Origin of the sequence: Arthrobacter sp. UNC362MFTsu5.1, assembly GCF_000685965.1 — a bacterium.
Lineage (GTDB): Bacteria > Actinomycetota > Actinomycetes > Actinomycetales > Micrococcaceae > Arthrobacter.
In genome coordinates this window covers 1-21,510 of sequence record NZ_JMLE01000008.1, presented here as the reverse complement: position 1 = coordinate 21,510, position 21,510 = coordinate 1, and the positions used below count along the sequence as shown (strand labels likewise).

The 21,510-nt window shown below is 66.9% G+C and carries 22 protein-coding genes; 8 read left to right on the top strand and 14 right to left on the bottom strand.

Annotated features, from left to right (window positions below; all coding sequences use genetic code 11):
• Window positions 1–10: 10 nt before the first annotated feature.
• Window positions 11–1,684 carry an amidohydrolase gene (locus BS38_RS0109415; protein ID WP_028270574.1) on the bottom strand — a complete coding sequence of 558 codons (1,674 nt, stop codon included), beginning with the start codon at window positions 1,682–1,684 and terminating at the stop codon, window positions 11–13.
• Window positions 1,674–3,131, bottom strand: coding sequence for an APC family permease (locus BS38_RS0109410; protein ID WP_028270573.1), 1,458 nt, complete (start codon window positions 3,129–3,131; stop codon window positions 1,674–1,676). Before BS38_RS0109410 ends, BS38_RS0109415 begins: the two co-directional genes overlap by 11 nt.
• A gap of 155 nt (window positions 3,132–3,286) precedes the next feature.
• On the opposite strand from BS38_RS0109410, the gene BS38_RS0109405 reads away from it, so the two are divergent.
• On the top strand, window positions 3,287–3,895 hold the full coding sequence (locus BS38_RS0109405; protein ID WP_028270572.1) for a TetR/AcrR family transcriptional regulator: 609 nt from the start codon (window positions 3,287–3,289) through the stop codon (window positions 3,893–3,895).
• A gap of 13 nt (window positions 3,896–3,908) precedes the next feature.
• Here BS38_RS0109405 and BS38_RS0109400 read toward each other — a convergent pair whose 3' ends face one another.
• Window positions 3,909–5,459, bottom strand: coding sequence for an FAD-dependent oxidoreductase (locus BS38_RS0109400; protein WP_028270571.1), 1,551 nt, complete (start codon window positions 5,457–5,459; stop codon window positions 3,909–3,911).
• Window positions 5,460–5,547: 88 nt separating this feature from the next.
• Window positions 5,548–6,132 carry an HhH-GPD-type base excision DNA repair protein gene (locus BS38_RS0109395; RefSeq protein ID WP_028270570.1) on the bottom strand — a complete coding sequence of 195 codons (585 nt, stop codon included), beginning with the start codon at window positions 6,130–6,132 and terminating at the stop codon, window positions 5,548–5,550.
• Between the two features lie 146 nt (window positions 6,133–6,278).
• Between BS38_RS0109395 and BS38_RS0109390 the strand changes: the two genes are divergently transcribed.
• On the top strand, window positions 6,279–7,097 hold the full coding sequence (locus tag BS38_RS0109390; protein ID WP_028270569.1) for an MBL fold metallo-hydrolase: 819 nt from the start codon (window positions 6,279–6,281) through the stop codon (window positions 7,095–7,097).
• Here BS38_RS0109390 and BS38_RS0109385 read toward each other — a convergent pair.
• The 10 genes from BS38_RS0109385 to BS38_RS0109340 all read right to left on the bottom strand — a co-directional run bounded on the left by BS38_RS0109385 (window position 7,094) and on the right by BS38_RS0109340 (window position 14,825).
• The gene (locus BS38_RS0109385; protein ID WP_028270568.1) at window positions 7,094–8,146 is read right to left on the bottom strand and encodes a HoxN/HupN/NixA family nickel/cobalt transporter; all 1,053 of its coding nucleotides are present in this window, start codon (window positions 8,144–8,146) and stop codon (window positions 7,094–7,096) included. The genes BS38_RS0109390 and BS38_RS0109385 overlap by 4 nt on opposite strands.
• Complete coding sequence (locus BS38_RS0109380) at window positions 8,146–9,012, bottom strand: urease accessory protein UreD (protein ID WP_051628819.1); 867 nt, start codon at window positions 9,010–9,012, stop codon at window positions 8,146–8,148. The genes BS38_RS0109385 and BS38_RS0109380 overlap by 1 nt, the downstream gene beginning before the upstream one ends.
• Window positions 9,009–9,626 carry an urease accessory protein UreG gene (gene ureG, locus BS38_RS0109375; RefSeq protein WP_028270566.1) on the bottom strand — a complete coding sequence of 206 codons (618 nt, stop codon included), beginning with the start codon at window positions 9,624–9,626 and terminating at the stop codon, window positions 9,009–9,011. Before ureG ends, BS38_RS0109380 begins: the two co-directional genes overlap by 4 nt.
• Before the next feature lie 26 nt (window positions 9,627–9,652).
• Complete coding sequence (locus BS38_RS0109370; protein WP_051628818.1) at window positions 9,653–10,354, bottom strand: urease accessory protein UreF; 702 nt, start codon at window positions 10,352–10,354, stop codon at window positions 9,653–9,655.
• Entirely contained in the window at window positions 10,335–10,820 is a 486-nt protein-coding gene (gene ureE / locus BS38_RS0109365; RefSeq protein ID WP_028270564.1) for an urease accessory protein UreE, read from the bottom strand. The genes BS38_RS0109370 and ureE overlap by 20 nt, the downstream gene beginning before the upstream one ends.
• A gap of 22 nt (window positions 10,821–10,842) precedes the next feature.
• Window positions 10,843–12,588: an urease subunit alpha gene (gene ureC / locus BS38_RS0109360; RefSeq protein ID WP_028270563.1), complete on the bottom strand. Its 1,746-nt coding sequence runs from the start codon at window positions 12,586–12,588 to the stop codon at window positions 10,843–10,845.
• Complete coding sequence (locus tag BS38_RS0109355; protein WP_028270562.1) at window positions 12,585–12,929, bottom strand: urease subunit beta; 345 nt, start codon at window positions 12,927–12,929, stop codon at window positions 12,585–12,587. The genes ureC and BS38_RS0109355 overlap by 4 nt, the downstream gene beginning before the upstream one ends.
• Window positions 12,930–12,938: 9 nt before the next feature.
• Window positions 12,939–13,241: an urease subunit gamma gene (locus BS38_RS0109350; RefSeq protein WP_011690112.1), complete on the bottom strand. Its 303-nt coding sequence runs from the start codon at window positions 13,239–13,241 to the stop codon at window positions 12,939–12,941.
• Between the two features lie 112 nt (window positions 13,242–13,353).
• On the bottom strand, window positions 13,354–13,656 hold the full coding sequence (locus BS38_RS0109345) for a DUF4193 domain-containing protein (protein WP_028270561.1): 303 nt from the start codon (window positions 13,654–13,656) through the stop codon (window positions 13,354–13,356).
• Window positions 13,657–13,787: 131 nt separating this feature from the next.
• Complete coding sequence (locus BS38_RS0109340) at window positions 13,788–14,825, bottom strand: LacI family DNA-binding transcriptional regulator (RefSeq protein WP_028270560.1); 1,038 nt, start codon at window positions 14,823–14,825, stop codon at window positions 13,788–13,790.
• Between the two features lie 235 nt (window positions 14,826–15,060).
• Between BS38_RS0109340 and BS38_RS0109335 the strand changes: the two genes are divergently transcribed.
• The 6 genes from BS38_RS0109335 to BS38_RS0109310 all read left to right on the top strand — a co-directional run bounded on the left by BS38_RS0109335 (window position 15,061) and on the right by BS38_RS0109310 (window position 21,345).
• On the top strand, window positions 15,061–16,386 hold the full coding sequence (locus BS38_RS0109335) for an extracellular solute-binding protein (RefSeq protein ID WP_028270559.1): 1,326 nt from the start codon (window positions 15,061–15,063) through the stop codon (window positions 16,384–16,386).
• Window positions 16,387–16,484: 98 nt separating this feature from the next.
• The gene (locus BS38_RS0109330) at window positions 16,485–17,330 is read left to right on the top strand and encodes a carbohydrate ABC transporter permease (RefSeq protein ID WP_051628832.1); all 846 of its coding nucleotides are present in this window, start codon (window positions 16,485–16,487) and stop codon (window positions 17,328–17,330) included.
• A 2-nt stretch (window positions 17,331–17,332) separates the two neighbouring features.
• Complete coding sequence (locus tag BS38_RS0109325) at window positions 17,333–18,229, top strand: carbohydrate ABC transporter permease (protein ID WP_028270557.1); 897 nt, start codon at window positions 17,333–17,335, stop codon at window positions 18,227–18,229.
• A 102-nt stretch (window positions 18,230–18,331) separates the two neighbouring features.
• On the top strand, window positions 18,332–19,492 hold the full coding sequence (locus BS38_RS0109320; protein WP_043438237.1) for a Gfo/Idh/MocA family protein: 1,161 nt from the start codon (window positions 18,332–18,334) through the stop codon (window positions 19,490–19,492).
• Between the two features lie 15 nt (window positions 19,493–19,507).
• On the top strand, window positions 19,508–20,206 hold the full coding sequence (locus BS38_RS0109315) for a ThuA domain-containing protein (protein WP_028270555.1): 699 nt from the start codon (window positions 19,508–19,510) through the stop codon (window positions 20,204–20,206).
• 11 nt (window positions 20,207–20,217) lie between these two features.
• Window positions 20,218–21,345 carry a Gfo/Idh/MocA family protein gene (locus BS38_RS0109310; RefSeq protein ID WP_051628831.1) on the top strand — a complete coding sequence of 376 codons (1,128 nt, stop codon included), beginning with the start codon at window positions 20,218–20,220 and terminating at the stop codon, window positions 21,343–21,345.
• The last annotated feature ends 165 nt before the right edge of the window (window positions 21,346–21,510 follow it).

The window sequence follows — 21,510 nt, the reverse complement described above, 5'->3', positions numbered from 1 at the left end:
AGCCCGGTCGTTACCGGAGGGCGCCCACGGCGAGGTGCTGCGCCTGCCCGTCCACGAACGTGGCCAGAACCCGGGCGGCGGCCAGGTCATCCGGGGAAACCGTCAGCGGGTCGGCGTCGAACACCGTGAAATCCGCGCGCTTGCCCACGGTGACGGACCCGGAAACAGCCCACTCCCCGGCGGCCCGGGCAGCGTGCGAGGTGTAGCCTTCGAGCGCCTGCAGGGCCGTGAGGGCCTGGCCCGGAACCACCGGTTGTTCGCCCGGATGGCCGGACCGCCGTCGTAATTGCGCGTCCGCCAAAATCGGCAGCGGCTCGAAGGGGGCGATCGGCCAGTCGGAGCCGAGCCCCAGGGTGGTTCCCGCGGCGCGGAGGTCCGCGCACCGCCAGGCGTTGTTCGCGCGCTCCTCCCCCAGGCGCGTGGACCAGTTGTCCGTGTGGTCGGCGCGGGAGTAGTGGGTGCAGTGCGTCGGCTGCATGCTCGCCACCAGGCCGGCGCGGGAGAACCGCTCAATGAGGGCGTCCGGGACGGTTTCGAGGTGCTCGATCCGGTGCACGGCCTCCTGTGCAACCGGCCACGCCGCGGGAGGCAGGGACTCGAAGGCGTCCAGGACCGCGGCCACACCGGCGTCGCCGATCGCGTGGGTAGCCGTGGAAATCCCGCGGCCGGCGAAGAAGCGCACCGCGGCCGCATACTCCTCCGGGCGGGGCCAGAACGGGGTCACCGACTGCCCGTAGGTATCGGGCTCAAAGAGCCACGCAGTGCCGTTGTCCACCGTTCCGTCAACGAAAAGCTTGATGCCGGCTACCTCCCAGCGTTTCCCGCCCACCCCGATCTGTTCCGCAAGCCGCTGCCAGTCCTGCTCGACGCTGCCGGGCATGCACCACGGTGAGATCCGCAGGCGCAGCGGAAGGCCGCCGGCCCGATCATGCCCGGGGTCCTCTTCTTCGAGGGCCTCTTGTTCCAGAGCACGGTAAAGCTCCAGCGAGCCCTCCCCGCAGTCCATCACGTGCGCCCCGGTCAGCCCGGACCGCGCGAACTGTGTGAAGAGTTCCGCCAGCCTCGCCTTCCGTTCGCCGAAGGACTCCGCCGGCATCACCTGCGCAACAAGCTCGACGGCGGCGGCCTCCAGCAGGAGCCCGGTGGGCCTGCCGCTGCGGTCACACACCACTTCCGAGGCCTGGTCGAAAGCCCGCGGGCCGGTGACTCCGGCCAGTTCGAGTGCCCGGGAACTGGCCAGCGCGGAATGCCCGTCGAAGAGGCGGATGAGGCACGGGAGCCCGGAGACGACGTCGTCAATCAGTTCGCGGTGGGCAGTGGCAGATCCGAACACATTGGGATCAAGACCCCAGCCCCGCACCCACTCCCCTGCGGGGGTTGCTTCCGCTTGGGCACGCAGCAGTGCGCGCACGCCAGCAAGGTCGGTGGCGCCGGACAGGTCGATGCCGCGCGTCAGTTCGAGGCCGAAGACAGGGTGCATGTGGCAGTCCACCAGGCCGGGAGTCAGCACGGCGGCACCGAAGTCGATGACCTCCGCGGCCGGCCAGTTCTCGGCATCGTCACGGCTTCCGACGGCGGCAATCACGCCGCCCTCGACGGCCACCGCCTGCGGGGCGGGACCTCCGGAGGAACTGCCCTCCATGGTGTGGATGGTGTCGGCCAGGATGATCACATCAGGATTCATGGGTTTCGAAGCTTCCAATCTGCGCGAAGGTTTCGGGACGGCAGCGGCGGACCCAGCGGGCAGCCGCAAGCCCGGCGAGAAAGACGACGGGTGTCACCAGGATGAGGATGGTGTTGGTCAGTGCATCGGCGAAGGTGAGCAGCTCGATGTTGATGCCTATCAGCAGCACCACGCCGAAGAGCAGGATGGCCGAGGCCAGGCTGAGCGGCACCATGAGTTTGTGCGTCGCGGCGTCGGGGTTCCGGCGCAGGTACAGGAAGGCCGCCACCGAAACCAGGCCCTGGAGTCCCACGATGCCGAAGATCCCGGGGGTGTTCACCCAGATCAGCAGCTGCTGGTAGGGGTCGGCGTTGAGCAGGGCGCAGATGGCGATCACCAGGGCGGCCAGGACAGTCTGCAGCTGGCCGGCCCGGTGCGGGGACTGGAACCTGTGGTGCGTCCTGCCGAGGAAGGCAGGCAGCACTCCGTCGCGGGCCAGCATGTAGACGTAGCGGTTGATCGCGTTGTGGAAGGCCAGCTGCGAGGCGTAGACGCTGGTGACGATCAGGAGATACATCACCACTTCTGCCCACGGGCCAACGTAGTGGTTGATGGTCTGGAAGAACATCCCGCCGGCCATTTCGCCGGCGGCCTCGACCACGGCGCCCTCGCCGTAGGCCTGGACCACGGTCCAGACGATGAAGGCGTAGAAAACGGACATAAAGCCGACCGCGATGTACATGGCCCGCGGCACGGATTTGTCCGGGTTGCGCGCCTCGGACCGGTACAGCACGGTGGACTCGAAGCCCATGAAGGCGGCGAAACAGATGCCAAGGATCGCCAGCACGCCCGGGCCGAACGCGTTCTCCGGGCTGAAGGAACCCACGCTGATTCCGTGTGCGCCGCCGCTGCCGAGGATGCCCACTCCCATCACGGCCAGGATGCCGGTCTCGGCGACCAGAAGCACGCCGAGCACCTTCGCACCGACGTCGATCCCCCGGTAGCCGAGGAACCACACGGCGGCGACGGCGGCGAGCGCGATGGCCGGCCACGGCACGTCGAGTCCGAACAGTACCTTGAACATGTCGTGGGTCTGGACCGCGAAGAGGCCGTAGACGCCGATCTGCAGGCAGTTGTAGGAGACGATCGCCAGGATGGCGGACGCCAACCCCACGGTCTTGCCCATGGCCAGCGAAATGTACGTGTAGAAGCCGCCGGACGCCTTGACGTGGCGGGTCATGGCCATAAACCCGATGGCGAAGAGGGTGAGCACGATGCCTGCCAGGAGGTAGCCGGCCGGGGCGCCGATGCCGCCGACCCCAATAGCTACGGGGGCCACACCGGCCATCACGGTGAGCGGCGCTGCTGCCGAGATGACGAGGAAGGCAATGCCGCCTGTGCCGAGGGCATTGCGCTTGAGGGCGCCGTCCGCGGACGACGTCGGTGGTCTGGTTTGGGTATCCGGCACTGGTCCGTCCTTTCTGGGGAGCCCTGTTAAACGAAAGGCTTTCGTTTATTATGAATGCGTGTGGCGCAGAGCACAATACTTTTCCCAAAACGGACCCGGGGAGTCGTGCCGACTAGGCTGGTCCTGACCTTGAAGAGCTGCAGTCAGGAGAACCCATGGGGCGCCCGCTCCTCCCGCTGATATCCGTGGAGGCCCTCACCACCGCCGCCCTCGAGCTGGTTGATGAGGGCGGCGACTTCAGCTTCCCTAAGCTGGCGAAGAAGATCGGAGTCAGCCAGTCTTCCATCTACAACCACGTCAGCGGCCGGGACGAGATCCTGGAGCTCCTGCGCCACCGGATCATCACCGAAGAGCCGTATCCGCCGGTGGACCACAGCGACTGGGAGGCGGCCCTGCGGGTCCTGATCCGCGCCTACCGGGATGCGTTCGTCCGGCACCCGCGGCTGGCGCCGCTCCTGGTCCTGCAAACGATCACTGATCCGGACGTCATCGGGCTTTACGAAGACCTGGCGCTGGCCCTCGAGGCGGCGGGGTTCCGGGGGCGGGACGTGGTGGCGGCCATCTCCACCATCGACAGTTTTGCCCTGGGCGCGGCCCTGGACCTCGCGGCCCCGGAGATTGTCTGGGACCCGCCGGCGGAGGGTTACCCCACACTTAAGCGGGCAGTCGGGAATGCGGGACCGTCGGAGGAACGGGGCGGGCACGCCTTCGACTTCGGCCTGGACGTGATCATCGGCGGGCTTCGGGCCAAGCTGGCCGGTTAACGCCGGGCCGCGCTCAGCCGGGGTCCGCAGGGGCCGGGCTGGCCTCGAGGTTTCGGGTGGCCGGTCCCTGGATAACGGTGCCGTCGGTGCTGAACCGGGAACCGTGGCACGGGCAGTCCCACGTCACGTCGGCCGCATTGAACTCCACCGTGCAGCCCAGGTGCGTGCAAACAGCCGAAACGGCGCTGATGCCGCCCGCAGGGCTGACGTAGACGGCGGTCTTTGCTCCGTCCACGTCCACGACTCTTCCTTGCCCCGGGGCGATCGTGGGCGGTGCGGCCGGCGCCTCCGGAAGAGGCGCCTCCCGAAGTGCCTTCTCCCGAAGAGCCGCCTCCGGCGCCACGGCACCCCGTGCCGGGACGGCCCTGGTGCTGTCAAGCAATGCCGCCCACGGGTTGGTGCGGCCGCAGAGCAGATCCCGGAGGATCAGGGCGGCGGCCGTTCCGTTGGTCAGCCCCCATTTGCGCAGCCCGGTGATCACGTGGACATGCCGGAAGTCCGGCGACAGGCGCCCGACGAAGGGCATCCCGTCGGCGGGCATTGCGTCCTGGGTGGACCAGCGGAAGGCGATCTCTTCGGCGCCGAGACGGTCCCGGGCGAAGGCGGCGAGCCTGCCGTACCGTTCGGCGGAGTCAACCGGCTCCGAGGCGGGGTGCCCTTCACCACCGGCCAGAACATAACTGATCCCGCCGATGTCGGTAGTCAGGATGGAGCGCATCGGCTCGTCAACGCTGACAAACGTCGAATCCAAAGGGGCAGCGTCAGAGCGGGCGGCAACGATGTACGAGCGGTGCGCGTAGGTTCGCCCGGCGAAGAATCCGTTGTCCCCGAACGGCATATTGGTGGCGACAATGATTTCCTGCGCCCGGACGGAGCCGCGCTCCGTGTCGACGACGGCCGGCGAGCCGTCCCGGAAACCCGTGGCGGGCGAGTCCTCGAAGACGAAACTTCCGCCCCCGTCCACCGCGCTGGCCAGGCCCTGGACGTACCGGAGTGCGTGGATCTGCGCCTGGTTCTCAAAGCGGACCGCCCCTGCGACCGGGAACGATCCAACCGTGAACGGAAGCGGCACCTCGGTAGTGAAGGACGAGGGAAGTCCCAGCCTGGCAGCGAGCGCCGCTTCCTCGCGGACCAGGGCCAGCGAATCCTCCGATTCCGCGTACGTGTAGTTGGAAACCCGCCGGAAGCCGCAGTCGATCCCCTCCGCGCCAACTGTTCCGGCCACGTGCTCAATCGCGGCTTCGTTGGCCTGCCCGTAGAGGCGGGCCGCCTCGTTGCCGTGGCGGCCCGCAAGCTCGGTGTAAGCCAGCCGGTGCAGGGACGTGACCTTGCCGGTGGTGTTCCCGGTGACTCCGGTGCCCACGCGGGCTGCTTCAAGCACCGCCACTGTCTGGCCCGCCTGCTTCAGGGCCAGCGCAGCGGTGAGGCCGGCGATGCCGCCACCGATCACGGCCACATCCACTTCGAGGGCACCATGGAGGTCTTCATCGAGGGCGGCGTATCCCGTGGATGCGCTCGTGGCCGCCCAGAGGGAGGCGAACTTACCTGCAGGCTGCTCACTCACGGTCCCCGCCTTTCACGTAGCTGGCTTCCCTACTTGGAGCCTTCCCGGCCTGGAGCCTTTCGGCGCCGCAGCCGTCCGGCCGTCGCCGTCAGTCCCCGGCGGACTTCGCAGCCTTGGCAGCAGCTTTGGCAGCCTGCTTGCTGGCGCGCACCTTGGTCAGCGACTCCGGATCAACGATGTCGGCCACGGACAGGTACGAATCCTGCTGGCCGTAGTGGCCAGCGGCCTCGCGCCAGCCTTCTGCCTGGAGTCCGCACTGCTTCCCCAGCAGCGCCAGGAAGATCTTTGCCTTCTGCTCGCCGAATCCCGGCAGGGCCTTCAGCCGGCGCAGCACCTCCTTGCCGTCGGGATCGCCCTGGGTCCAAATGGCCGTGGCGTCCCCGTCCCAGTCCTGGTGCACCGTTTCCGCGAGGGCCTGGACACGTCCGGCCATGGATCCGGGGAACCGGTGGACGGCCGGGCGTTCCTTGAACATCTCGACGAAGTCCTGGGGGTTGTACCCGGCGATCGCCGCGGGGTCCATGGAGCCGATGCGCGTCCGGATCTTTTCGGGACCGGCAAATGCCGATTCCATGGTCACCTGCTGGTCAAGCAGCATGCCGGTGAGCAGCGCAAACGCGTCGTCGCTGAGTAGTTTGTCCGCCGCGGGGTCCCCTGTGATGTGCAGTTCCATGCGTCCTATCCTCCCACCCGGCCCTGTCCGCGTCATGGGGTCCAACAGCCCGGGTCTCCACAGCCGATCTCAAGTGCTTGCAATCGACTGTCGCCAGGTAATACCGTCCCAACCAGCGGTCGAAACCCACAAGCGGAAGGCATGTCATGCTGAAGCACGTCGCTGAGGGCGTCCTCGTTCATGTGAGCGAGTTCATCCAGAGCAATTCCATCGTCGTGCAGGGCCGGGACGGGGTGTTGCTCATCGACCCCGGCATAACGGGCGACGAAATGGCGGCCCTCGCGAACGACCTCCGCGAGCTGGGCCGGCCCGTGGCCGCAGGCTTCTCCACCCATCCTGATTGGGACCACGTTCTCTGGCACCCGGACTTCGGCGACGCGCCCCGCTACGGTACAGCCCGTTGCGCGGCCTCCCTCCAAGACCTGCTCTCGCATGCTGATTGGGAAGCCCGTGTAGCCGAGGGGCTGCCGCCTGAGTACGCCGACGAGATCCCGATGGATCTGCTCGGCCTCGTCACCGGCCTGCCTGCCGGGGCTACGCATATTCCGTGGGACGGCCCCACGGTCCGGATCATCGAGCACCACGCCCATGCCCCGGGCCATGCGGCGCTGCTGATCGAGGACCGCCGCGTCCTGGTCGCCGGCGACATGCTTTCGGACATCCTGATGCCGTTCCTCGACCTGGCGGCCGCGGATCCGCTCGGGGACTACCTCGCGGCGCTGCGGCTGTTCGAGAACGTGGCCGACGCCGTTGACGCCGTCATCCCCGGTCACGGCTCAGTCGGCGGAGCCGGGCAGCTGCGGGCACGCATCGAGCAGGATCGCGCCTATGTGCAGGACGTGCGGGACGGCCGTGTTCCCGACGACCCCCGGATCGGCCCTTCGGCCCCGTTGGATTGGCTGCCTGATGTGCACAAATGGCAACTTCTGCGGCTCGCTGAGAGGCAGCAGAACCAGACACCCTAGGCGGCTTGGGAACGGACCTTCAACCGCCCCCGCCACGCGGCAACGCCCCACACGGCCAGCAGCACCGCTACGAGCAGCAGGCCGGCCTCGCCCAGGTCCACCGCACCCAGCCACGTGGTGAGGGGATCCTCCAGGCCAAAGGCCGCGTTGAAGAATCCACCCAGCGTGATGGCCGAAATGAAAAGCGCGGACACGGCGGAGATACCGGTGATCAGGGCGTTGAATCCGAGCTTCCGCCGCGGATTGTGGATGGCTGACCGGTACATGCGCATCATGGCCACACCGTTGACGGTGTCGCACAATGTCATGGCAGCAGTGAAGGCCAGTGGCAGCGCCAGAAGGGCCAGCGGGGAGACCCCGGCGAGGGATGCCGCCGTCGTCATCACCAGAAGCCCGATGGTGGTGGCGGTATCGAATCCCAGCCCGAACAGGAAGCCGATGACGTAGATGTTCCGCGGCCTCTGGACCCTGGACAACGGTTTGGCCAGCAGGCGTGCCACGAATCCCCTGGCCTCCAGGTCCCCGTCCCGCAGTTCCCCGCCGCCCTGCACGTTCCGGTACGCCCGCGCGGCCCGCAGGAACGCCGAGCCGTTGAACAGGCCCATGGCCAGCAGGAACAGCCCGGAGACGCCGCTGCCGATCAGGCCCAGGACCAGGTTTCCGGTGGTTCCCTTCTCCATGAACTCGCCCACCATCGCGGCGCCGCCCACCACCAGCGCTCCGGCCAGGATCACTACCGAGCTGTGGCCCAGGCTGAAGGCGAACCCCACGCTCACGGGATCCTTGTGCTGGGCCACGAACTTCCGCGTCGAGTTGTCGATCGCGGCGATGTGGTCCCAGTCGTAGCTGTGCTTGATGCCTGCCAGGTAGGCGGTGAGCACCAGCCCCAGTGCCAGCGGTTGCGCGGCACCCGCCGAACTGGCAAGCAACAGGACGACGGCGGCAACATGCAGTGCGGCCACCGCACCCAACGCGAACAGCAGGCGCGTCCGGAGCGGCAGTTGCTCCCGTTCCCGGTACATCGCGGCGAACCCGCTGAGCACGGTCATCAGTACTTCCTCAGGTTCAGGGGTGGCTGCCCGTACCAGCGTTCACGCAGCAGGGCGGTGCAGGCGCCCAGCAGCCGGTTGAGTTCCTCCGTGGAGTTGGACAGCGACCGCAGCACCACGCCGGTGGTCCCGCCAACGCACGCGGTCAGGGACACCCCGGTATGGGCGTCGTGCCCGGCCGTGAGCGCATGGAACTCATCCGCGAGCGCCTGGTCCACCCGGGCGTCCACCACCACCAGCGACCCCAGGTGGCTGTAGCCCTCCATAAATCCCATGCCGGTGACGTCGTTGAGCGGCGGCCGGATCAACAGGTTGTCCAGCGCCAGCATTTTGGTGCCGTCCGGTGTCTCCACGTGGATCTCGTTGCGGAGCCGCAGTTCCTCGTACCGGAACGACGCCCCGTCCGGCGACCACCCCGGCGTCACCACTTCAGCCATCACCAGGCTCGACGACGGCCGCACGGTGATGTGCGTGTTCTGCCGGTAGCTGGCCTCCCGGTAGGCGATCAGCTGGTCCGGAGCCAGTTCCAGCTGTGCCCCCTCCCCCAGCCGGAGGGTCATGCGCTGCTCGGCGAACGACCCCGGGGTCCGGTAGATCTTCGTGGCCGACTGCGTGGTCAGCAGCACTTTGGCCCCGTCGCCCGCCTCCACGTCGATGACATAGAGGTCGGCCCCCAGATACGCCCCGCCCGGATTCACGAGGACGTAGCAAACCTGGCCCGAGTCATCCAGGTAATGCGGCCGCAGGACACGGAGGGCACCCCGATGGTACTGGTGCGCGGCCACGGACCGGCCGCCGCGCACGGCGACGACGAGCTCAAGCTCCCCCATCGGGGACTCAACCGCGGCAGCAACGGCCGCCGTCATCGGGCCAGGTCGAGCATCAGGACGTCGCGCCGCACCCATTCGATGACCGCGTCCAGGCCTTCGTCTGTCTTCAGGTTCGTGAAGCAGAACGGCTTCTCGCCCCTGAACTCCTTCGAATCGCGCTCCATCACCGAGAGGTCCGCGCCCACGTGCGGGGCGAGGTCGGTTTTGTTGATGATGAAGAGGTCGGACTTGATCATGCCCTGGCCTGCCTTGCGCGGGATCTTTTCGCCCTGCGCCACGTCGATGATGTAGATCGAGAAATCCACCAGCTCCGGGCTGAACGTGGCGGACAGGTTGTCGCCGCCGGATTCCACGAAAATGACCTGCAGGTCCGGGTGGCGCTTTTTGAGTTCCTCGATGGCCGCGGTGTTCATCGAGGTGTCTTCGCGGATGGCCGTGTGCGGGCAGCCGCCGGTTTCGACGCCGATGATCCGGTCCTCGGGCAGGATGCCGTTGGCGGCCAGGATCTTGGCGTCCTCGATGGTGTAAATGTCGTTGGTGATGGCGGCCATGGAAATCTCGCGGCTCATGTGCCGGGTGAGCCGCTCCACGAGCTGGGTTTTGCCGGCGCCGACCGGTCCGCCGATGCCGATCTTGATGGGTTCAGACATGCTGTCCTCCTCAGTAATATGCACAGTTAGCTCATGAACATGCGGGCACGTTGACGCTCGTGCCGCATCTGCGAAATTTCCAGTCCGGGGCTGACGGCCCCGAAGTCGTCCGGCGCCAGGCGCCCCACCCGCTCGACGGCGGCAGCGACGTCGTCGGCCGCTTTCCGCAGCAGCCGCTGGCCGGCGTTCTGCCCCAGCGGAATGGCACGGACGGCGTTCTGGGTCAGGGACGTGACCGCGGCGAAAAGGTAGGCGGCCAGCGCTTCGGTGCGCGGCACACCCAGGGAACGGGCGACGACGGCGAACGCCAGCGGCTGATGGCCGGCGGCCCGGCCGGCGGTCACCAGCTCCCGGTACTCCGCCAGCTCCGGGGAAGGGAACACTTCGGACCCGATCTCCAGCAGCCGGGTGCCCATCTTGGTGCTCGCCTCCCGCAGCTGCCGCGGCAGGAGCTGCGCAGTCAGCAGCGGGTCCAGCTCGGCAAGGGGAACGCCGTCGTAGAGGAACCTGATGGCCAGGCCGTCGGAGTACGTGAGCTGCTGCCCGATGAACGCGGACAGCCACACCCCGAAGGACGCCTCGTCATGGACCAGGCCGCGCTCGATGTAGGTCTCGAAGCCGAGCGAGTGCGCAAACGCTCCTGTGGGCAGGGCGGAGTCGGTCAGCTGCTGCAGCGCGAGCTGGTAACTGCCTGCCGCGGCCACGGCGTCAGTGCGAGTGTTCAGCATGGCGGAACGGAACGGGCATCACGCGTTCCTGGCGCTTGTAGGGCACTCCGACGTGTTTGAGGTAGTCCTCCACGGTGTGGTCGTACTGGCACACCATCACCTCGGCCGCGTACTCGGAGGCGGCGTCGAAGAACTGGGCCTGCAGGTGCCGGTTCCCCAGCGAGTGCGCCACCACCCCCATCTCGTGGATGGTCCGCGGCGCCACCACCAGGACGTCGGTGGGCAGCACGGACACCACGATCATGTTGGTTTCGGCCACGTGCAGGATGTCGCCGTCGCGGAGGTCCCCGGAACCGGACGGCAGCCGGATGCCCAGCTCCTTGCCGTGGTCCGTGGTGACGCGCTGGATGCGCTTGACCAGCTGGGCGCTGGGCAGCACCACCTTCTCCCGGTGCAGCCCGGCGAAGGCTGCGGTTTCGGCGGCAGGGAGGTCGTGCAGGTTGCCGAGGATCTTTTCGATAATCACGGGTGCTCCGGTGCTCGGGAGGTTAGAAGAGGAAGTAGCGCTGCGCCATGGGCAGCACGTCCGCCGGTTCGCAGGTCACGTCCTCGCCATCCACGGTCACCTGGTACGTTTCCGGGTCCACCTGGATGTCCGGAGTGGCGTCGTTGAACTTGAGGTCGGCCTTGGACAGAGTGCGGATCCCCGACACGGGACGGATGACCTTCTGCAGGCCCAGCTGTTCCGGCACACCGGCGTCGATGGCGGACTGGGACAGGAAGGTGATGGAGGACTGCTGCACGGCCTTGCCGAACGCGGCAAACATGGGACGCATCGTCCGTGGCTGCGGCGTGGGGATGGAGGCGTTGGCGTCACCCATCAGCGCGTAGGCGATCTGGCCGCCCTTGAGGACGAGCTCGGGTTTGACCCCGAAGAACGCGGGGTCCCAGAGCACCAGGTCGGCGAACTTGCCTTCCTCCACCGAGCCGATGGAGTCGGCCATGCCCTGCGCGATGGCGGCATTGATGGTGTACTTCGCCACGTAGCGCTTGAGCCGGAAGTTGTCGCTCTCCTCGGAACCATGGGCACCCCCTGCCGGATCCTTCAGGACGCCGCGCTGCTTCTTCATCTTGTCCGCCACCTGCCAGGTGCGCGTGATCACCTCGCCCACCCGGCCCATGGCCTGGGAGTCGGAGGAGGTGATGGCGAAGATGCCCAGGTCCTGCAGGACGTCCTCGGCGGCGATGGTCTCGGCGCGGATGCGGGAATCCGCGAACGCCACGTCTTCCGGGATGTCCGGGTTGAGGTGGTGGCACACCATCAGCATGTCCAAGTGCTCTTCGATGGTGTTGCGCGTGTACGGCAGGGTGGGGTTGGTGGAGGCGGGCAGGACGTTCGGGAGCCCGGCGATCTTGATGATGTCCGGGGCGTGTCCGCCGCCGGCCCCTTCGGTGTGGAAGGTGTGGATCACCCGGCCGCCGATGGCCCGGATGGTGTCCTCCACGAAGCCGCACTCGTTGAGGGTGTCGGTGTGGATGGCCACCTGGACGTCGTATTCGTCCGCCACTTTCAGGGAGTTGTCGATTGATGAGGTGGTGGAACCCCAGTCCTCGTGGACCTTGAGCCCGATGGCACCGGCGCGGATCTGCTCGGCCAGCGGCTCGACGGCGGAGGCGTGGCCCTTGCCGAACAGCCCGATGTTGATGGGCATCCCTTCGGTGGCCTGCAGCATCCGCTGGATGTGCCATTTGCCGGGTGTGACCGTGGTGGCCTTGGTTCCTTCGGCCGGCCCGGTCCCGCCGCCCACCATGGTGGTCACGCCGCTGGTGAGGGCGGTGGGCACCTGGTCCGGGGAGATGAAGTGGATGTGCGTGTCCACGCCGCCGGCGGTGAGGATCTTCCGTTCCCCGGCAATGATCTCGGTGCTGGCGCCGATGACGATGTCCACGCCGTCGGCGATCTGCGGGTTGCCAGCCTTGCCGATCTTGAAGATGTGGCCGTCCTTGAGCGCGACGTCGGCTTTGTAGATGCCGGTGTAGTCCAGGATGACGGCGTTGGTGATGACGGTGTCGGGAACGGCTGCGCCCTGGACGTTCCCGTCCCGCGTCACCTGGCCGTTCTGGCCCATGCCGTCGCGGATCACCTTGCCGCCGCCGAACACCACTTCCTCGCCGTACACGGTGAGGTCTTTTTCGATCTCCAGGAACAGCTCGGTGTCCGCGAGGCGGATGGCGTCGCCCGTCGTCGGGCCGTACAGGTCCGCGTACTGCCTGCGGCTCAGTTCGAAGCTCACTTGGCGTCACCCTTTTCTGCGTTGGGACCAGCCGTTGCCAGCTTGCCGTTCACGGCGTTGCTGAGACCGTACACCTCGCGGCTGCCGGCCAGTTCGATCAGCCGGACGGTCTTGCTGTCCCCCGGCTCAAACCGCGCCGCAGTGCCGGCCGGGATGTCCAGCCGCCGGCCGTAGGCGGCCAGCCGGTCAAACTCAAGGGCGGCATTCGCTTCGGCGAAGTGGTAGTGCGAGCCCACCTGAACGGGCCGGTCACCGGTGTTAACCACGACGACGTCCACCGCCTCGCGTCCGGCGTTCACCACAACGGGCGCTGACCTGAGAACGTACTCACCTGGAATCATCGCCTGCCCCTAGCGGATCGGATCGTGGACGGTGACGAGCTTGGTGCCGTCCGGGAACGTGGCCTCGATCTGGACGTCGTGGATCATTTCCGGCACGCCCTCCATCACGTCGTCCCGGGTCAGCAGCGTGGTGCCGTAGCTCATGAGGTCGGCCACGGTGCGGCCGTCCCGGGCGCCCTCGATCAGTTCGTAGCTGATAATCGCCACGGATTCCGGAAAGTTCAGCTTCAGGCCGCGGGCCTGGCGGCGCCGGGCGAGGTCGGCGGCGACCACGATCATGAGCTTTTCCTGCTCACGGGGCATCAGGTGCATCGGAATCCCTTCAACGTACTGCTTTGTGACAACAGTAGGCCGGTCACGTTTCCGTGAGATTTCAGGGGACCGTCTCCCGGTTCAGGGACAGCGGGAGACGGTGCGGCGCCCCTTAGCCTTCGCAATCAACGCAATAGGCGTGACCGTTCTTTTCGCGGGCGATCTGGGACCGGTGCCGGACCAGGAAGCAGGAGTAGCAGGTGAATTCATCCTGCGCCTGGGGGATGACCTGGACCACCAGTTCCTCGGCGACGAACTCCCCGCCGGGGACCATGCCGTCGTCCAGCGCGTCGGTCTCATCCAGTTCCCGGACAACGCTTCGCGCGTCGGGGGCGTTGGCGGACTGAAGCGCCTCCAGGGAGTTCTCCTGGGATTCCTTGACGTCGGATCGTACTTCGTCGTAATCGGTTGCCACTTTGGGTGTTTCTCTTTTCTGATGTTCGTGCCCTGACGGGAATGCAACCTACACCATCGCACCCTTATTCCCGATATACCACAACGAACTAAGTCGAAGTGGTGTAATGTGCGGCACGCTGCAGGAAGAAATCAGCCGGCGGGCGCCGCCGTGGAGTCCCTGACCACCAGCTGGGTGGCGAGTTCAACATGGGTTGATTCCAGGGCTTCCCCGTTGGCCAGCCGCAGGATGGACCGGAGCGCCGTGCGCCCCATCTCCTGCAGCGGCTGGGCCACGGATGTCAGTCGTGGCACGGATTGTTCGGTGATGTCGGTGCCGTCGAAGCCCACCAGGCTCAGGTCCCCGGGCACGCTGATCCCCTGCGCGCGGGCTTCGTCCAGGATGCCCAGCGCGATGGCATCGTTGCCGGCAAATATGGCCGTGGGCCGGTCTGCAAGGGCGAAGAGCCGGCGCGCACCGGCGACGCCGAAGTAGCGCTGGAACTGGCCCGACACAATGTAGTCCGGATTCGCCGGGATGTTGTTGGCGCGCAGGGCCGCCAGGTAACCGTGGAGCCGGGCAACGCTGCATTCCGCGGCCTCCGGGCCGCCCAGGAAGGCAATTTTCGTGTGGCCCAGGGCGATCAGGTGCTCTGCGGCTTCCTTGCCGCCCGCCCAGTTGGTGGCGCCCACGCTGACAAAGCCGGAACGTGGCGGGTTCAGCGGGTCGATCACCACCACCGGGATGCTCCTGCGCCGGAAGGATTCCAGCTGGACGGGAGTGATTTCGGAGGTCACCAGGATGAGGCCTTTGCGGCCGGCGTCGAACAGCCGCTGGGACCACTGCTCGTGGTCTGTGTTCTTGAGTTTGTCCGGGGTCACGCTGCTCAGGACCACCTCCACGCCTTCCTCGGCGGCGCAGGCCACGATGCCGGACATCACTTCCAGGGAGTACGAACTGTCCAAGCCGTCAAAGACCAGGTCCACCAGGACAGGGCCGGCGGACCTGACCCTGCGCTGCATCGGCGACTCGTAGCCAAGCTTCACGAGGGCCTTCTGGACGCGGACGCGCGTCGGCTCGGCGACGTCGTCGCGGCCGTTGATGACCTTGGAAACGGTGGGCGCGGACACCCCGGCCAGCGCCGCGACATCGGCCAGGTTCAATTTGGCCTTCGGTGTCTTTGCAGGCATCACAGCAACTTTCTCGAAATATTTCGGTAGCTGAAGTCTGCACCAGTCGCGGCAGTGCCGTCAATATTTGGGCGGAAACCCTTGACGCTGGGACCAAAACGGGGCTAACTTCTATTTCAGTCAACGAATTAGTTGCGAAATATTTCGAAAGCCTCTGTTCATTGCTGGTGCCGCCCGCCCGGGCAGCACCGCCACCGGCGCCGCAATGCCGCGGCTCTTTTCAATGGAGATCAGAATGGAATCACGTCTTTCCTCACGCAGGTCATTCCTTGCCCTTGCAGCCCTCACTCCCCTGGCCGCCTGGACGGTGACCGCCTGCGGCACCTCCGGCCCCGGCACGGCACCGGCAGGCGGCGCCACGTTCTGGTCGCTGACCGGAGAACCCAACGAGTCCATCCGGAAGAAGAGCCTGGATGCCTTCAACGCGGCCAACCCCGATTCCAAGATCGTGGCCACCGTCTTCCAGAACGATGCCTACAAGACCAAGATCAAAACGGCCATCGGCGCAGGCCAGGCGCCCACCATCATTTACGGCTGGGGCGGCGGAACGCTGAAGACCTATGCACAGGCGGGCCAGGTGGAGGACCTCACCGGCTGGTTCGACGCCAATCCCGACATCAAGGCCAAGCTCTTCCCGTCCTCGTTCGGCGCGGCCACGGTTGACGGCAAGATCTACGCCGTACCCACGCAGACCGTGGCGCCGATTGTCTTCTACTACAACAAGGAACTCTTCGCGAAGGCCAACGCCCAGCCGCCCAAGACCTGGGACGAGCTGATCGCCCTGACCAAGACCTTCAATGACATGGGCGTTGCCCCGCTGTCGCTCGGCGGCCAGTCGCGCTGGACATCCATGATGTGGCTGGAATACCTGCTGGACAGGATCGGCGGACCGGAAGTCTTCCAGGCGATCTTCGACGGCAAGGCCAAGGCCTGGTCCGATCCGGCGGTGCTGGAAACGTGTGCCAAGATCCAGGAACTGGTGTCCGCCAACGGCTTCATCAAGGGCTTCTCCTCCATCACGGCGGACAGCAACGCGGACCAGGCACTCCTCTTCACCGGCAAGGCCGCCATGATGCTGCACGGGGCCTGGACCTACGGAGGCATGAAGCACGACGGCGGCACGTTCGTGAAGGACGGCAAGCTCGGCTGGTTCGACTTCCCCACCGTCAGCGGCGGCAAGGGTGATCCGCTCAACACCGTGGGCAACCCCGCCCAGTACCTGTCCATCTCCGCGAAGGCCAGCGACGCCGAAAAGGAGGCCGCCAAGAAGTTCTTCAAGGACGGCCTGCTGACCACGGACGAGATCACCGCCTACATCTCTTCCGGCGCTGTGCCAATTGTCCAGGGCATCGAGGACAAGCTCGCCTCCAGCGAGGACAAGGACTTCCTGAAGTACGTGTACACGCTGAGCAAGAACGCACCCAGCCTGCAGCAGTCCTGGGACCAGGCCCTCAGCCCCACCGCCGCCGAGGCGCTGCTGAGCAACATCGACCAGCTGTTCCTCAAGTCCATCACCCCGGCGCAGTTTGCCGAAAACATGAATGCGACGCTTGGGAAATGAGCGCCGGAGCACTCACTGCCCGCGAGCCGGCGGAGCAGCAACTTGCCGGGCACCACAGCACCACAGGCACTAAGGCCCAGGGCGGATCGCTAGGCTGGATGGTCCTGCCCGCGCTGCTGTTCTTCGCGGTTTTCGCCGTCCTCCCGCTCCTGGGCGTCGTTGCCCTGAGCTTCACCAACTGGGACGGCATCGGTGCGATCAGCGTGGCCGGCATGGACAACTGGCTCGCCGTCCTGTCCGATCCCGTCATGTACAACGCGGTGTGGCTGACATTCGTGATCATGGTGGTGTCCTGGCTGGTACAGACACCCATCAGCCTGCTGCTGGGTACCTTCACGGCAGGCAGCCAGAAGTACCGGGCGGTGCTGGCGGTGCTCTACTTCCTGCCGCTGCTGCTCTCCTCAGCAGCCATCGCCATCGCCTACAAGGCGCTGCTCGACCCCAACTTCGGCCTGGCGGAAGGCCTGGGCCTTCCGTTCCTGGCCCAGGACTGGCTGGGACAGCCGCAGCTGGTGCTGTTCCTGGTGATCTTCGTGATCGCGTGGCAGTTTGTCCCGTTCCACACCCTGATCTACCAGGGCGGCGTGCGGCAGATCCCCAAGTCGCTCTACGAGGCTGCCGAGATCGACGGCGCCGGCCGGGTCAAGCAGTTCTTCTACATCACCGTGCCGCAGCTGAAATACACCATCATCACCTCCTCCACCCTCATGGTGGTGGGATCGCTGACCTACTTCGACCTCATCTTCGTGCTCACCGCCGGCGGCCCGGGCAACTCCACCAGGATCCTTGCCCTGGACATGTACCTGACAGGGTTCCGGGCCAACCTGATGGGCCCCGCCAGCGTCATCGCCGTCATCCTGGTGGTGGTGGGACTCGGCCTGGCCCTGCTGCTGCAGCGGCTGGGCGGCAAGAACGCCGGCGGCAGCCAGCTGGAAGGACTCTGACCATGAGCGTCACCCTCACCAAAGCAACGCCCGCAGCCCTGAAGCCCGCGGAGCCGGCGCCCAACCGCGGCCTCGGCCGCCGGATCCGGAAGCTGAACCTTCCCGGCGGCCTGGCCGGCTGGATCTGGCTCGCCGTCATCATCATTCCGATCTACTACATCGTCATCACCAGCTTCAAGAGCCAGGCGGGCTACTTCAGCGAAAACCCGCTGGCACCGCCGTCGAACCCCACCCTGGACAACTACCGGATGGTGCTGGAAGCCGACTTCGCACGGTACTTCCTCAACAGCGCGCTGGTCACGGCCGGAGCGGTGCTGCCGACGGTGCTGTTTTCCTTCATGGCCGCGTTCGCGATTGTCCGCGGCCGCGGGAAGTTCCTGAAGCTCGTCAACGGCCTGTTCCTGATGGGCCTGGCCATTCCGCTGCAGGCCACCATCATCCCGGTGTACCTGCTGATCATCCGGCTGAACCTCTACGACAGCCTGCTGGCCCTGATCCTGCCGTCCATCGCGTTCGGCATCCCGCTCACGGTGCTGATCCTGGCCAACTTCATCCGGGACGTGCCGGATGAGCTGTTCGAGTCCATGCGGCTGGACGGCTGCAACGAGTGGCAGACCATGTGGCGACTGGCGCTGCCGCTGGTGAAGCCCGCAATCGTCACCGTGGCCATCTACAACGGCCTGGGGGTGTGGAACGGCTTCCTGCTCCCGCTGATCCTCACGCAGAGCCCTGAACTGCGCGTGCTTCCGCTGGCGCTCTGGACCTTCCAGGGCCAATACAGCGTGAACATCCCCGCCGTGCTGGCCTCCGTGGTCCTCACCACCCTGCCCATCCTTGTCCTGTACATCGTGGGCCGCCGCCAGCTGCTGAGCGGCCTCACCGCCGGCTTCAGCAAATGACCCTTGGAGATCACCCACATGAGTACGCCTGAAAGCAGTACGCCCGCAAGCACTACGCCAGAATCGCCGACGGCCACAGACGCCCCGCCGATCCGCATCGGCATGGTGGGCCACGCCTTTATGGGCGCAGCCCACTCGCACGCCTGGCGCACCGCGCCACGCTTTTTCGACCTCCCGCTGGTCCCGGAGCTGAGCGTGCTCGCCGGCCGGGACGCTGACCGGGTGACGGCTGCCGCCCGCCGCCTGGGCTGGGCCGGCACGGAAACGGACTGGCGGGCACTCGTGGAGCGGGACGACGTCGACCTCGTGGACATCTGCACTCCCGGCGACACCCATGCGGAGATTGCCATCGCCGCGCTGCGGGCCGGCAAGCACGTGCTGTGCGAGAAGCCGCTGGCCAACAGCGTTGCGGAGGCCGAGGAAATGGCGGAGGTTGCCGCCGAGGCAGCTGCCCGCGGGGTTTTCGCCATGTGCGGATACTCCTACCGCCGTACGCCGGCCCTTGCACTGGCCCGGAACATGGTCCGGGACGGCAAGCTCGGAACCATCCGCCAGGTGCGCGCACAGTACCTACAGGACTGGTTGTCGGACGAGAACGCTCCCCTGACCTGGCGGATGGACAAGGCGAAGTCGGGCTCCGGTGCCCTCGGTGACATCGGCGCCCACAGCATCGACGCCGCCCAGTTCGTCACCGGCCAGAGCATCACGGGCGTCTCTGCCATCATGGAGACCTTCACCAAGGAGCGTCCCGTCGGCGGGGACTTCGTGGGCCTTGGCGGCAGCGGCGCGGTGGGTGCCGACGTCGAGCGCGGTCCGGTGACCGTGGACGATGCGGTGATCTTCAGTGCACGGTTCGACGGCGGCCCCATCGGCGTCTTCGAGGCAAGCCGGGCGGCGCTGGGCAGGAAGAACGCCATGCGCCTGGAGGTGAACGGCTCGCACGGGTCGATCGCCTTCGATTTCGAGGACATGAACTACCTGAACTACTACGACGGCGGCAGCGGCGCCGATCCGGAGTCGCTCGGCTTCCGCCGGATCAACGTTACGGAGGCCCACCACCCGTACACCGGCAACTGGTGGCCGGTGGGCCACGGGCTCGGCTACGAGCACGGCTTTACGCACCAGGTGGTGGACCTGCTGACGGCCATCGGGGCCGGAAGCCAGCCCACGCCGTCGTTCTCCGACGCCCTCCAGGTGCAGCGGGTGCTGGCGGCAGTGGAACACAGTGCGGGCAAGGATTCCCGCTGGACTTCAGTGGACTGACGAAAAGGACATCAAATGACTGAGACAAAGAATGCCTTGGTGGTGCGCGGCGGCTGGGACGGACACCAGCCCCTCGAAGCCACGGACCTTTTTATCCCGTTCCTCCGCGAGCAGGGTTTCATTGTGCGGGTGGAGGAGTCGGCGGCGGTGTACGCGGACGCCGAGTACATGGCCGGCGTGGACCTGATCGTGCAGTGCAACACCATGACCACCATCGAAAAGGCCGAGTTCGAGGGGCTCCGCGCCGCGATCGAGGCTGGCACCGGAATGGCCGGCTGGCACGGCGGGATTGCCGATTCCTACCGGAACAATTCGGACTACCTGCACCTGATCGGCGGCCAGTTCGCCTGCCATCCGGTCAAGGACCACGGTGAGCTGCACGGGGATGCCACGGACAACTTCCGGACGTACACCGTGAACATGCTGCCGGCCGCTGCGGAGCACCCGGTCACTGCGGGGATCGGCGACTTTGAGCTCTTCACCGAGCAGTACTGGGTGCTCTCGGACGACTACATCGACGTGCTGGCCACCACCACGCTGCCCGCCAGGGACAAGGACGCGTGGCACCGGGACGTGGTCTCGCCGGCGGTGTGGACGCGGTCGTGGGGCGAAGGCCGGATCTTCGTGGCCACACCCGGCCACAGCGTGGAGATCCTCAAGGACAATAACGTCCGCACCATCATTGAAAGGGGCATGCTGTGGGCCAGCCGCTAGGAACCACCGAATTGGAATCACCGACTGCGTCACCGCTCGAGTCACCGTCTGCGTCACCGCTGCGGATCGGCGTGGTGGGCTGCGGCAACATCATCGCCGCCTACCTGGCCACGTTTCCGCGGCTGACCACCGTCAAGCTGGTGGCGGTGGCGGACCTCGATCCCTCCCGTGCCGAGGCCGTGGCGGCCGGGCAACCGGGCGTGCGGGCGCTGGGTGTGGACCAGCTGCTGGCGGACCCGGACGTGGACCTGGTGCTGAATCTGACCATCCCGGCAGCCCACGCGGACATCGCCCTGCGCGCCATTGCCGCCGGGAAGGCGGTCTACGGCGAGAAGCCGCTGGCTGCCACGACTGACGAGGCACGCAAGGTGCTCGAGGCCGCGGCGGCGGCCGGCGTCGTCGTCGGCTGCGCGCCGGACACGGTCCTGGGGACCGGCATCCAGACCGCCCGCAAGGCGATCGACGACGGCCTGATCGGGGCGCCGATCTCGGCCACGGCCACGATGGTGACACCCGGGCATGAGCGCTGGCATCCGCAGCCGGACTTCTACTATGTGCCCGGCGGCGGGCCGCTGCTGGACATGGGGCCGTACTACGTCTCGGCGCTGGTGACGCTGCTGGGTCCGGTGGCCTCCGTCATCGGAGCGGCGAGCCACACCCGCGAGACGCGGACCATCGGCACCGGACCGCGTGCCGGCGAGACCGTTCCGGTCAGCACGGACACGCATGTGACGGGTGTCCTGGTGCACGAATCCGGTGCGCTGTCCACGCTGGTGATGAGCTTCGACGCGGTGGCCACACAGTCGGCCAACCTGGAGATCCACGGCGAAACGGGGTCTCTGGTGGTGCCGGACCCCAACCATTTCGACGGCGACGTCAAGCTGCGCAGCCTGGGCGGCGAGGACTGGGAGGTGCTTCCGGTTTCAGCAGGCTATGTGGATTCCGCCCGCGGTTACGGCCTGCACGACCTCGCCCGGACCCCGGCCGGAAGTGAGCCGCGGGCCGGCGGGGAGCTGGCCTTCCACGTGCTTGAGGTGATGGAATCCGTGCTGGAGTCAGCGGCCCTGGGGCAGTCGGTCAAGGTGGCGAGCCGCTGCGAACGGCCCGAGGCGGTGCCGCTGACCGACCTCGGCGGTTAACAGCCACGGCGGTTAGCAGCCCCGGCGGTTGGCGGCTTCCGCCGGCATCTCCCCGGCGAGGCAGCGGCGAATCCGCCAGCCGCCGTCGTACGCGCCAGGTGACCAGGGCAGCCGCCGCCACTGCGGCGACAACGACGGCGGCGGCGCTGCCGGCAGTGCGCGCCA

Excerpts from the sequence above, each read along its gene's own strand:
- BS38_RS0109315 (WP_028270555.1), top strand. The coding sequence starts at position 19,508 with ATGACTGAGACAAAGAATGCCTTGGTGGTGCGCGGCGGCTGGGACGGA.
- BS38_RS0109385 (WP_028270568.1), bottom strand. The coding sequence starts at position 8,146 with ATGACCGTGCTCAGCGGGTTCGCCGCGATGTACCGGGAACGGGAGCAA.
- BS38_RS0109350 (WP_011690112.1), bottom strand. The coding sequence starts at position 13,241 with ATGCACCTGATGCCCCGTGAGCAGGAAAAGCTCATGATCGTGGTCGCC.
- BS38_RS0109335 (WP_028270559.1), top strand. The coding sequence starts at position 15,061 with ATGGAATCACGTCTTTCCTCACGCAGGTCATTCCTTGCCCTTGCAGCC.
- BS38_RS0109330 (WP_051628832.1), top strand. The coding sequence starts at position 16,485 with ATGGTCCTGCCCGCGCTGCTGTTCTTCGCGGTTTTCGCCGTCCTCCCG.
- BS38_RS0109405 (WP_028270572.1), top strand. The coding sequence starts at position 3,287 with ATGGGGCGCCCGCTCCTCCCGCTGATATCCGTGGAGGCCCTCACCACC.
- BS38_RS0109320 (WP_043438237.1), top strand. The coding sequence starts at position 18,332 with ATGGTGGGCCACGCCTTTATGGGCGCAGCCCACTCGCACGCCTGGCGC.
- BS38_RS0109370 (WP_051628818.1), bottom strand. The coding sequence starts at position 10,354 with ATGCTGAACACTCGCACTGACGCCGTGGCCGCGGCAGGCAGTTACCAG.
- BS38_RS0109340 (WP_028270560.1), bottom strand. The coding sequence starts at position 14,825 with ATGCCTGCAAAGACACCGAAGGCCAAATTGAACCTGGCCGATGTCGCG.
- BS38_RS0109380 (WP_051628819.1), bottom strand. The coding sequence starts at position 9,012 with ATGACGGCGGCCGTTGCTGCCGCGGTTGAGTCCCCGATGGGGGAGCTT.
- BS38_RS0109355 (WP_028270562.1), bottom strand. The coding sequence starts at position 12,929 with ATGATTCCAGGTGAGTACGTTCTCAGGTCAGCGCCCGTTGTGGTGAAC.
- BS38_RS0109395 (WP_028270570.1), bottom strand. The coding sequence starts at position 6,132 with ATGGAACTGCACATCACAGGGGACCCCGCGGCGGACAAACTACTCAGC.
- ureG (WP_028270566.1), bottom strand. The coding sequence starts at position 9,626 with ATGTCTGAACCCATCAAGATCGGCATCGGCGGACCGGTCGGCGCCGGC.
- BS38_RS0109415 (WP_028270574.1), bottom strand. The coding sequence starts at position 1,684 with ATGAATCCTGATGTGATCATCCTGGCCGACACCATCCACACCATGGAG.
- BS38_RS0109325 (WP_028270557.1), top strand. The coding sequence starts at position 17,333 with ATGAGCGTCACCCTCACCAAAGCAACGCCCGCAGCCCTGAAGCCCGCG.
- BS38_RS0109390 (WP_028270569.1), top strand. The coding sequence starts at position 6,279 with ATGCTGAAGCACGTCGCTGAGGGCGTCCTCGTTCATGTGAGCGAGTTC.